Here is a 12475-nt window from a genome sequence, read left to right on the forward strand (position 1 = left end):
TTATAACGATTCCAGATAAGCAAAAGGTAGACCTTTCAATTTATGATGTGTCAGGAAGAAAGGTTTTAAATATTATAAATAAAGAGCTTGAGCCAGGAATTTACAAAATAGATTTTAAAAATAAATTGAATAAGGGGATATATTTTGCAGTTTTAAAAGGGAGGGAGAAAAGGATTAAAAAATTTTCTATTTTAAAATAGTGTCTGAAAAATTTTAAAGAGATATTAGATAATTTGAAAAGTAGATTAAAAATACTTTAGGATTAAAATATGAAAGGATTAAAAAAGTGTAAAAAATAATGATAAAAAGGAAAAATTAAGGGAGATTAACTATCAAATTTTTTGAAAAATAGGCGACAAGGCAACGAAAGATAGTTTTGGAGTTAAGAAGGGCTACGGTATATTTATGGAAAAAGAAATTCAGGAAACGCAAGGTAAAATAGAATCCCTTATTCCTAAATCAAGAGCGTAAATTAAAGTAAAAAGAGATTAGAGAGCAATAATAAAAAATGTTACCAGCTCCTACTCAGGATAAATCTCACAAGAAACTCATTATAATTTTTACTTTTATCAATATCCCTGTAAATATTTCGTTCAAGCCTGATACTTGTATTTCCAATAATACGAACCGGAAAACTGGAAGTTAAATATAAACCCTTTTTGCTCCTTTTATCTTCACTTGCTATATTGAAACCCAAAGTATTTGCCCAAGACTTAAAAAATGTATAAGACGCACTTAAATCAAGGGTAAAAAGATTTGAGGTTTCTTCTGGACGAATAGTTTTAGTTATACCAGCCCCAATTGATGTGGAAAGTGGAATTTTAAATGCGGTGCTGTATGTTAAAGATAAACCTGTGGATTTATAGTTATTTTTGTTATTTTCCCCTTTATAATCTTGATAAGAAGAATTGATACTTAAAGAATGTCCAACTCCTAAATAACTGAAACTATAACCGGAAGATAAGGAAAATGTGCTGGATTTATTTTCTGTGTTAAGGGTATTATTTTTCTGTATATAAGGGTTATATGAGATTTGAAAATACGGAAGTTTTGTCGGAGTTAAACTCATACTGATATTATAAGATGTAAGAGAAGTGGTTGATTTTTTAAAGTTAAGAAGGTTATTCTCTTCTTTCAAAAAAGAAGTTGAAAAGGAAAAGAAACCAAATTTCCTGCTCCCTCCAAGTTCAAAGACCAAATTGTCATTTCTTAAATATGGGTTCCCGTGAGTTTTAAAACCAGGACCTATCATCTTTACACCGCCATAGATATTTGCCCCTAAGATATTTAAACTTGGCTTTATAGAATAAGCATAGTCATAACTACTTGATATTCTCGGATGAAGGATTTTATTTACAAAATTAGGAAAGTCTTTTAAGGTAACTTCACTTGTTCTTACATCTTTTGTGAATTGGGAACCAACAAGTTCAGATTCAAGACTAAACTTATCCTTAAAGAGTGAAATTTTTAATTCTATTCCAATAAGAAAATTTTCCTCTGGAGTTTTAACCTCTACTGTATCCTGACCGGAAGTATCCCGTGGAACAGGAATGGTATATGGAGAAATAGAATTGGGGTTATCCCTTGATTTGAGAATAGTAAAGTATAAATGGTTTTTATCCTTCTTACCAAATCCGAATTTTCCTGCATAGAGCATTCTTTGATATGCAAAATCTGTAGGGTCCGAACCTTTACCCCCTCTCTGAATTTCACCAGAAGTAAAAGCAAAATAAAATATTCCTGGATTCAATTCCAGAGCAAAACCATTTACTGGAATACCTGAAAGTGTTAAATAAGAATAATCCGGATGGGAAGCCCCGATTTGAATTCCGGAGATAGAGTATAAAAATCCTGGTAAATGAACCCTTTCACGCGAGAGCTTATTTGGTTCTAAAGAAATTCTAAATTTATTTACCCTCTGGAGTAAATTGGATTCTAAGTTTGTAAGAAAAAGATTAAAAGACAGAGGCATATCAAAAACAGTAATATTAGGATTAAATTTCCACCGCAGATCTCTTGAGGGACGGTCCTGTTTTACACCATAAAGAGTATCAAATTCTGCATATATTTCAAGGGAACCCGAAAATTTTATTGGTTCCGAAATAAGAGAAATAAAGGAAAAGAAAATTAATATTATTAACCTTCTCCTAATCATAATATTACTTGCATTTACCATATTTATCAGCATTGTAAATACTTTTGATCTCATTGTCAGTTAAAGCACGTTTGAAAAGTTCAACCTCGTCAATATATCCTGTAAACTGATCTCGCTTATCATATATACCAAAACCGTTAGGGAAGTATACTGGGTCCTCATTATTAAGATTCTTTCCTAACATATCTGAACTGCCCTGATAAACCATATTACCGTCCACAAAAATTTTAATTTTTTTATTAGATACAACACATACTACTGCAATGTGATGCCAATTACCATCAGAAATATCTGGAGAGTTAAAAGCAGTATGGTTTTCCACAGATAAAGATGAACCAGCTTTTTGGGCAATTTGAAAGTTAGGAACTACTTTGATAGGTTGAGCAGCGGATATTGTAGTAGCGTATAGTGAAAGAGAATAAAGGGTATAACCCACATATGGGTTCAAAATATTTTGAGGTTCAGATTTGGAGTAAAGAACTGCGTGATACTGGTAATTCTTCCATGTAGTTTTTACCCATAAATCAATAGTGAAATCACCTGTTCCCACATTAATTTCTGGATGATTAGGCACTCTAATTGATCCGGGTCCTTGCCCACTAACCATTAATGCTCCTGCTACTTTACCTCCTGATGGAGAAAATTGAGCTCCAGCACCTAAAGAACCTTTATTTGCAGCTCCTGCAATGTCATTTGCAAAAGTATTGCCAGGTGTTTCATCCAGTGGCCACCAGCCAACAAGACCTGAGGGAGGCGGAATACAACCTTTCTCCTCTTTTTTATTTCCGAATGTTACAGTAACTGTCTGTCCTGGCTGAACTGTAACAGTTTGAGGATTTGGTGTTGTTGGTGTAAAGCCCGATTGGGTAACTTCAGTAATAGTATAAGTTCCTGCCTTCACATTCACACAAGCTTTACCCTCTTTATTAGTTGTTACTGAACCAACTCCAGAAATATTGAATGTCCAGCCTGAAAGAGGAGTTTCATTAAATGGTGGATAGGATTCAAACTGACCATTACCATTAAGGTCATTAAACTTAATTATACAGATTTTTCCCTCTTCTTCTTTCTTTTTATTACCAAAATAAATAGTAAGTTGTTGTCCTGGATTGATTGTTACATTCTGAGAATGTGGGGTTGTAGGTGTCCAGTTTGGATGAACACCTTCGGTGATTGTATATTTTCCTGCATTAATCTTAAAACAGATTTTACCATCGGCTCCTGTAATTTTCTGACCAATCCCAGAAATATCAAAATCCCAGCCTTCAATTCCTGGTTCACCCGAGTCCTTTTTACCGTTTCCATTAAGGTCATGGAATTTAATAATACAGAGTTCAGCCTCAACATTTTCTCTTGAGTAGTTACCAAAATCAACCTGTGTAAATAGTTCAGGACAATTTTCCTCTGGAAGCAAGAGTAATTTTCCATTAGGCAAAAGTCTAACTTTAACTGGATTCGGAGTCGTAGAAACCCATCCTGACTGAACAATCTCCTTTACTATATAGTCCCCGGGAGAAACAGAAACATAATAATATCCGTAATTATCAGTAATTCCACTCCCTTTTGGATTATTATTTAGATCTGTTATTTCAATTTTCCAGCCCTGGAGTCCCGGTTCATAAGGATCCTGTATGCCATTTTTATTTTCATCCTTGAAAACTACTCCCATGATACCGGGTAATGGCTTATTGACAAAATTAATTTCATGGAGTTCATATCCTTTATTGATATATATACTTATTGGGCTTGAGGACGGCAAAACTTGCTGAAACCCTGAAGGTACTGTCTGAGAAATACTATAAGTTCCATTACTAAAAGCGTTAGACCTGAAAAAGCCGTCTTCATCAGTCCAGGTGGAACCAGTCCCTACATTTACTTTTATATTTGCATGACCCACATCACCGATTCCATCACCGTTAAGGTCTAACATTACCCGTCCGTAAATCTCACCTCTTGAAGGAAGCCCGAGAGATACATTAGCGGAATTTATATACTTATTATCATTGCCACGTCCACCAAATGCTTTATCACCAGGGTGCTGTTTCTTATATAGATTATCATTGCCGCGGTTACCAAAAAGAAAGTCGTTGCCATTATCATCTTCAGAATATATATTATCATTGCCTCTGTTTCCAAAAATAATATCCCCTTCGTTTCCGCTTCCAATCACATCATCGCCTTTGTTACCAAAAATTAAATCTCCACCAGCTCCCCCAGTTATATAATCATCATCATCATTACCAAGAATAAGATCATTATTACTACCACCTCGGATCACATCATTTTCTCTACCACCAATAAATAGGCTTTCACCATTTCCACCGAAAAACTGGTCTTGACCCTGGTTACCAAAACCGATATTTAAATTATTACCACCTATGATTACATCTCCTCCATCGTTACCAAATCCAAATAAAATACCTGAACTACCTTCCAGTACATCACTTCCATTGTTACCGAAAAGGACACTAAAACCTGACCCAGATCTGAGCCTGTCATCTTCCTGATTTCCAAAAAGGAGATTGGCTCCTGTTCCTGCTTCCAAAATATCGTGCCCATTACCTCCAAAGGCTAAGCATATACCACTGCTACCAGAAACCTTATCGTTACCATTATTTCCAAAAAGTAATGCAAGCCCTGGACCGGCTGAAACCTTATCGTTACCTTTATTACCAAAAGCAACTGTTAAACCACTGCCTCCTTTAACATCATCGCTTCCCTTATTACCGAAAAGTAGAGATAGACCTGGACCTCCCCAGACTTTATCATCATCTTGATTTCCAAAAGCAACTGTCAGACCCGCTCCACCATTAATATTATCTTTTCCCTTATTACCGAAAAGAACATAAATACCGAATGCATCCTGTCCACCAGAAATGACATCATTTCCTTTGTTACCAAAAGCAACATTAAGACCAAATGATTTGCCTGAACTGTCAACAATAGAACCCCCTGTTATAATGCTGTCATCACCACTATTACCAAAAAGTAAATTTATTCCATTTTTTCCGGCAATTTTATCATCATTTTTACCTCCAAAAGCAATGTTGAAACCATCTCCTGCGTCAATTACATCATTACATTTATTACCAAAAATCAAATCAATCTCAAGAGGAGGTTGTATAATTGGTGGTAAAATACGTCCTTCACTTGTAATATTATCCTTATCATCTCCACCAAAAATTAAATTTCCAAATCCCAGAGGAGCAGGAGCTGGAACACCCGGCGGAACTTTAATAGTTATGACAATAATTCCACCGTTTTTTGCATTTAGATTATCATCTCCTTTACTTCCAAAAATAAGGTCAATTCCGTCAAAGGCTTGGACATAATCATTATCAGTCCCAGCAAAAATTAGGTCTGCTGCACCCAGAAAAGCTATAATGCGGTTGAAAATATCTCCAAGCCAATTTTTTAAATTATTCAAATCTTCAACTGATTTTTTTGTGGTCTTGGAAATCTTTTCACTCTCTTTTTTGGCTTCCTTGCTTTTACTATCCAGACCTTTCAAATATCGCTTTGCCCTTGTAATATATTTCCCTATATATTTCTCTGTTTTCTCAGTAATTTTTTTCAGCTTAGCTACATTTTGTTGATATGTTTGATATTTATTATGTAAATCATTAACCAGATCTTTCAATTTATTTGCACAGGAAATAATCTCTGCCCCGATATCTCCGAGACCACTTAAAAGCTCACCGGAACCTCCTGTGTTTATTCCAATTCCCACTGTATTCATACACGAATTTGCCTTATTAACAGTTCCCTGTATTATTGTTATTAGTTTATTTACACTATCAACAAATTTATTAACTTCCGTTATCAGATTCTGGAGTTTTTGGAATTTTGGTTGGACATCGTTAATATCATTAATTTTAATCTTTTTAAAATCTAAAAAAGCCTTCTCTAACTTTTCAAACTGACCAGTGGAAGGATCAAAAAATTTTTGAATCTTATTCTCTAATACCATGAACTTTTTACCTATGGTATCTATACACTGACTTAAATCATTAACATCTGGCAAAACCTGATCTAAAAGTAATCCGTTGCCTGCTTTTGCACGATTAGCACCTTCTATCCTGTCATTTCCAGGACCACCAAAGAGTAAATTTCCAAGCGCTAAAAAGACAAGATTACTTTGAATATTACCAACAGCAAGGACTCCACCATTACTTCCCTGAATTGTGTCATTATCGGTTCCTCCAAATATTAAATCTAATCCCCCCTCTTTATCTTTTTCATCATTTTTCCAGTTTTTATAATCTCCGCGAATGAAATCATTTCCGGGACCACCGAAAAGTAGATTTCCAAAAAGAAAATTAAAATCATCCCCGACTTTTATAGTTCCACCTGCTCCACCATAGATACGGTCGTTACCTTCTCCTCCGAAAATAAGGTCAATGCCATCTTCTCCCTTACCTGGGTCTTCTTTATCACCGTGCAATATATCATTACCCTTCTGACCGAAAATAAAATCACCTAAATTTAGCGAAAAATCCTTTTGGATCTCAATTATGGAACCTTCACCAGTTTGAATTTTATCATTTCCCTCTTCCCCAAAAATCACATCAATACCTGATAATGAAGCTATATCATCATTGCCGTTACCACCAAAAACGAGATTGCCAAGACGAAGCCTGAAAGGTTGCTGTGAGCCTATTACCATCTCTCCACCACTATAGACCCTGATCACATCGTTCCCATCACCCCCGAAAGCTATATCAATATCATCATTACCTCTCTTATTTGGGTCATCAGTATCTATATTATCATTTCCACCTCCACCAAAAACTAAATCACCAAGGGGGAGGCTGAATAACTTATTTCCTTTATTATCCTTAATTTCCAGATTGTATCCCTTACCACTTTTAATTTTATCATCTCCATCATCACCAAAAATTACATCTATACCATCAAGAGCAGTTATATCATCATTTCCATTTCCACCCAGAACAAGATTACCAAGATAAACCTTAAAGGGATTGTTACTACCGATTTCCATCTCATCGCCACCGTAAACATTAATCACATCATTACCATCACCACCAAAAACAACATCAATATCATCAAAAGACCTGTCAGAATTGGGATCGTCAGCATCTATATTATCATCACCAATTCCTCCAAAAATAAGATCACCGAGTGGTAAGGTGAAAACAATATTTCCGTTATTATCCTTGAATTTCAGGCTATACCCTTTACCAGTATTTATTTTGTCATTTCCATTTTCACCAAAGATAATATCAATACCTTCTTGAGTTAAAATTGTATCCTTATCGTTTCCACCAAAAGCAAGATTACCAAGTTTAAAGTAAGTAACTGTATCATCTCCAAAAAAGCTACCGTCACCAAGCTGAATTTTATCGTCATTATCTCCACCCCAGGCTAAATCAAGCTCATTTAGTGTATCATTGTCTTTATCTCCACTTATTATTCTATCATTTCCAGAAGAACCAAAGAAAAGGTCCCCAAGTCGAAATTCTATTCCGAAGATTGTATCTTTCTTTCCACCCTCACCGAACAAACAGTCATTACCAGCATTTCCAATTAAAATATCAGAAACGGGCCCACCGTGAAGCTGATCTGCTCCACTTCCTCCAAAAATTAAATCCTCATCATCTCCCCCAAGTATTAAGTCATCTCCCTCCTTACCAACAAGAAGGTCCTTTCCTCCCTCACCAATAAGGGAATCGTTATCCGCTGTCCCAAAAATATAATCATTCCCTTGTCCTCCTTTAAAGGTGTTTTCCGTGTTAATATTAATATTACAGGGGCCTGATTGATTTTGAAATACATTTTTACCTAAAAGCTGAATCGCCTGTTGCATAATCTGATTAAGTTTATCTTCTAAATGTTTTGCTTTCAAAAGTAAATTATCAGCCTGTTTCAGGATTAAATTTTCATATTTTCCTTCAAAATTTCCTGCACTGTGGAGAAGTTTCCCGCCACAATTATATACATAATTACTAGCAGAATCCAATTCAGCTTCTGTTTTAGAGACCCATTTTTCCCAATCATCATTGAGGGTTTCAAATTTAGAATTAAGTGCTTCACCTTTATTAACAAGGTTTTCACCCATAAGAATAAGATTACTTACAGTTGAATTTTTGTTTTCATCGTCTCCAAGAGCTTCTCCATTTGTTTCAAAAGTTATTCCTTTTGACTCAATACTATTAGACTTGTTTAGAGTCTGTGATGCCTTAGAGTTTGGATCAGCATCATCAAAAAATGAATTTAAATAATTCTCATATTGTTCTATAATTTGCTCAAGCTGGGCACATGGTTGAGGTGTTAAACCAAGAGGGTCTTGAAGGTTCTCATCAAATACAGTCTCAAATGGTTCAGGATCTTCTGGACACTGGTTATTGATAATCAAATTTTTCAATTGGTTTATATTACCAGTAATCTGTGATTTACACATAAGAAGGTTTTCAAGAAGTTTTTGGGCAGAAGGGCTCGGAAGCTCTGGTTTTTCTGGAATAGTATCTTTTATCTTTTCACCGAATTGAGTTATTTTTTCCGGCACAGTTTTTTTGTCTCCTGGATTATTACTGCCCTCTTTACTTCCTCCTTTTGGACCTTCAGGAACTTCTCTTGGACCTTCAGGTGTAGGTAAAGGCGGCGGAGGGGTTTCTCTCTCACATCCATATTGAGATATAAACCACAAAAATTCCCAGGATTGAATCAGTAAAGATTCTGCCTTTTGTAATAGCAATTCGGAGGGTCCAACTATAGTTTCAATTTTTTTTCTCAAACTATCACCATCTACTAAAAACTCTTTAGTATCCTTAGCAAGGTTTTCCTCTACATAAGGTTTCAAGCGTTTATAAGTTTCAAGAACCTTTTCAGCTGTTGGTGTAACTAACTTACTCTCAATATTTCTCAGACAATATGCTGAAGGCAGTATTAAGCTATCTGCTGTCCCCTTTAAAACATCAGAAACATCTTCAACAAGTTCATTAGACATTTTGATAAGTTCATAAGAACTATCAATTAACTCCCTTGCATTATTGAGTGTATTGATTAAATAAACGACATTCTGAATCGCAGTATCTGGATCAGAGCCCAAATTTTTAAGATCTACATCTCCAAGAATTATATCATTCCCCTCACCCCCATCAACATAGATATAAAAGTAGTCTGATATTGAACCATTTGAAGCATCAAAGACAACAAAATCATTACCTTCGTAAAGATTGATCTTTATTTTATCAAAATCAAAAACTGAAGTAAGAGGTGTTGTTGAAGTAGCAGGAACATAAATCTTAACCCCGGTTTTAACTGATACTGTATTAGCTCCTTTCGGACCTCCTTGTGAACTTTGAGGAAAAAGTTCCAGTCTGATACAATCCGATTCTTCTGTTCCATCAATCATAAGTATATTCCCCGTTTTTTGTATATTTACTTGTGAGGGATTACATTCTAACTGCACAGCTTGTATTTTTGCAAAAGGTGGAGATGGTGGCGCAGGTTTTTCTAATTCTTTTTTTTCTAATTCTGTCTCTATCTTAAACTCCCATACTTCACTTTCTCCGATAGGAAAGCCGGTTAATCTATCAAAGGCACGAATTTGCCAGACATACTTTCTATTCTCTTCAAGGGATTTTGCCGATACAGGGTAGCGAAAATTTGTTGCTGTTAAGTTCCTTTCCTCAAACCAGGGAACATTTGACCTAACTGCCTCTTCTTTAGACTGCATTTCCTTAACCTCACATATTCTTAATGTATAGGAAACTGAAGCAGTAGGAGGTAAAGGTGAGGGAGGAACCCAGGTAAATAAAGGATTTTTTTCTCTTAATACACTTTTATCAGTTGGTGATAAAAGTCTTGGTGGCGAAACCGGTTGAACTACATGGTGAATACAATCACTTCCAAGTTCTTTCTTTGTCTCCACATCTATAACATAGATGCAAATAGTATAATCTCCAGCTGGAAGCTGTCCTGTCCTTGAGATTATTTCTTCATACTCTTCAAGATAAAATCGGTCCTTTATTTCAGTAATATCATTAGCTTTTATGCGATTTATACCAGGAGAAAGTATTAAGTCATTGGAGTTTGCTCTTGCTACAAGACCTTTTTTACTTTCCTTTATTTCTCCGTGAAGATAAATTTTATATGTTCTATCAGTTGGATTAGTGAGGTCAACCCACCATAGATCTGTTATTCTTAACTGATTTGGTGGTGGTTGATGGAGTTTTACTCCTATTTGTGCATAGACCCCTAAGGACAAAAGGGTCAGGAAGCCCCATGATATAAATTTATTTAATCCCATAAACGACCACCTTCCTTTATTATATAATAAAATTATATATAATAAAATTATAAAGTAATTAAAATTTATAAAGTAAATTAAAATTTAAAATAAAATAAAAATAAAATATATATTAATAAAAAAACATTTAAAGTTTTTTATTTGTTTCTTTTTCAGAAGATTTTGTTTTCTTGAATGTTCAATTAAATTATGCATTTTTTCGCTTTCACATTTACATGAATAGAAACATTTGTTTTTCCCTTATTTCTTCTTGAAAAATTAGAAAATTTATTTTTATTATATAATTATGGAAAAAGCAAAGTGCCCTTTGTGTGAGGCTATAATTGAGGTGCCCTTAAAAAAAATAGGATATGAATTCTCCTGTCCTGAATGTAAAGAGAGAATTGTTGTAAAACAAATAAACCCCCTTGTGCTTGACCTTGCCCTTGAAGATGATGAAGAAGAGGATATCAGATTTGAAAAAATGTAAAAAATTTGAGAAAGTTTACAATTTTTACCCTCGGTTGCAGAACAAATATTGCTGAAAGTGAAAAATTAAAAGCCCTTCTTATTTCAAAGAAATTTGAATACACCCCAAATATTTACGAATCTGATTATATTTTCTTAAATACCTGCACGGTAACTCATAAGGCTGACAGAGATTCAAGAAAAATTTTAAATAGAATTAAAAAAATAAATGAAAGGGCAAAAATTTTTATAACAGGGTGTGCCACTTATCTTTTTAAGGAAGATGAAAGAATTAGAATATTAAATTTTAATGACCTTTTAAAAGAATTTGATGAAAAAGATGGGAACATAAATGTTTTACCCCCTGAAGAATCGGGACATGCAAGATACTTTCTTAAAATACAAGAAGGTTGTGACTATAGATGCACTTTCTGCATAGTTCCTATGAGAAGAGGAAAATCAAGATCATACGATATTTCTACACTGTTAAAAGAAGTGCAAATTGCAGTTTCAAAAGGTTATAAAGAGATTGTTTTAACAGGAACACAGATAGGTGATTATGGAAAAGACATTGACAAAACTATTTCCTTAAGGACCTTACTTGAAAAACTACTTTCCTTAAATTTTGATTTTAGAATAAGACTATCCTCTTTACACCCTTCTCATATTTATAAAATTTATGATTTGCTTACAGAGGAAAAAATTGTTCCACACTTGCATATTCCCCTTCAAAGCGGCTCAGAAAAAGTGTTAAGGGATATGAAAAGACCCTATACCATTAAATTTTATGATAATATTTTAAATTCAATTATGAAATTAAAGAGAAGATTCAGTATTGGAACAGACCTTATTATAGGTTTTCCAACAGAAACAAAGGAAGAGTTTCTCAAAACTATAAGATACATTGAAAACTCTCCCTTTTCCTATATTCACATTTTTTCTTATTCAAAAAGGGAAGGAACAGAGGCAGCTAAATTAAAGGAGATTGATAAAAAAGAATTGAAGGAAAGGATGGAAATAATGAAAGAAATTGATAAGAAAAAGAGGGAAAAATTTTTAAATTCTCTTTTAGGAAATATTTTAGAGCCTGTTTATGAAAAGAAAGAGGGAGATTTTTTAAAGGGTCTTTCAGAATACGGTTTTAAGGTGAAATTTAGGGGGAACGGAGTAAGAAAAGGTGAATTAGTTAAGGTCTATGTAAAAGAAATTGAAAATTTACTTCTTTCAGGATTTAAGATATAATTATGAAAATTATTGAGGAAATTAAAAAAGAACTCATAAAAAGTTCAAAATCCCTTTTAAAAGATGTGATAAATTTACCTGAAATAGAAGAAAAAAAAGAAAAAGAAGAATTTCTGATATTTGAGGAAGGAAAATCTTCCTTTACCTTTGAGATAGAAGAGACTGGAGAAAAAAGTGAAGAAATTGAAGATATAGTAAATTTGATTAAAACGGGTCAATATGATAAGGCTATTGAAAAAATAAGGGAATTGAAATCAAGGGAAAGTTTTGGAATAGGAAGAGAGGAAATAGAAATTTAGGATCTTTTTCTACCTTTAAAAAAGTTTAATTATAGTAAATTTGAAAATACAATAAAAAAA

The 12475-nt window shown here is 34.0% G+C and carries 6 protein-coding genes; 4 read left to right on the forward strand and 2 right to left on the reverse strand.

What is annotated here, in order from left to right; translation table 11 throughout:
• A partial coding sequence (locus tag ABIN73_07720; protein MEO0269609.1) for a T9SS type A sorting domain-containing protein occupies positions 1-200 on the forward strand: 200 nt, incomplete at its 5' end.
• A 311-nt stretch (positions 201-511) separates the two neighbouring features.
• On the opposite strand, the gene ABIN73_07725 is transcribed toward ABIN73_07720, so the two are convergent.
• Complete coding sequence (locus ABIN73_07725; protein MEO0269610.1) at positions 512-2209, reverse strand: hypothetical protein; 1698 nt, start codon at positions 2207-2209, stop codon at positions 512-514.
• Positions 2160-10427: an SdrD B-like domain-containing protein gene (locus ABIN73_07730; protein ID MEO0269611.1), complete on the reverse strand. Its 8268-nt coding sequence runs from the start codon at positions 10425-10427 to the stop codon at positions 2160-2162. Before ABIN73_07730 ends, ABIN73_07725 begins: the two co-directional genes overlap by 50 nt.
• Positions 10428-10713: 286 nt before the next feature.
• Here ABIN73_07730 and ABIN73_07735 point away from each other — a divergent pair, with 286 nt between their 5' ends.
• Genes ABIN73_07735 through ABIN73_07745 form a run of 3 tightly spaced genes read left to right on the forward strand, consistent with a single transcriptional unit; the run spans position 10714 to position 12415 of the window.
• Positions 10714-10896, forward strand: coding sequence for a hypothetical protein (locus ABIN73_07735; protein ID MEO0269612.1), 183 nt, complete (start codon positions 10714-10716; stop codon positions 10894-10896).
• A gap of 5 nt (positions 10897-10901) precedes the next feature.
• Complete coding sequence (locus tag ABIN73_07740; GenBank protein ID MEO0269613.1) at positions 10902-12116, forward strand: MiaB/RimO family radical SAM methylthiotransferase; 1215 nt, start codon at positions 10902-10904, stop codon at positions 12114-12116.
• A 2-nt stretch (positions 12117-12118) separates the two neighbouring features.
• Positions 12119-12415 (forward strand): hypothetical protein, encoded by a 297-nt coding sequence (locus ABIN73_07745; GenBank protein ID MEO0269614.1) that lies wholly within the window; start codon positions 12119-12121, stop codon positions 12413-12415.
• Positions 12416-12475 lie beyond the last annotated feature (60 nt).

It is taken from the genome of candidate division WOR-3 bacterium, assembly GCA_039804025.1.
Lineage (GTDB): Bacteria > Hydrothermota > Hydrothermia > Hydrothermales > JAJRUZ01 > JBCNVI01.

What these genes read in the sequence shown, in the direction of transcription:
- ABIN73_07725 (MEO0269610.1), bottom strand. Translation starts at nt 2,209, where the DNA reads ATGAGATCAAAAGTATTTACAATGCTGATAAATATGGTAAATGCAAGT.
- ABIN73_07730 (MEO0269611.1), bottom strand. Translation starts at nt 10,427, where the DNA reads ATGGGATTAAATAAATTTATATCATGGGGCTTCCTGACCCTTTTGTCC.
- ABIN73_07735 (MEO0269612.1), top strand. Translation starts at nt 10,714, where the DNA reads ATGGAAAAAGCAAAGTGCCCTTTGTGTGAGGCTATAATTGAGGTGCCC.
- ABIN73_07745 (MEO0269614.1), top strand. Translation starts at nt 12,119, where the DNA reads ATGAAAATTATTGAGGAAATTAAAAAAGAACTCATAAAAAGTTCAAAA.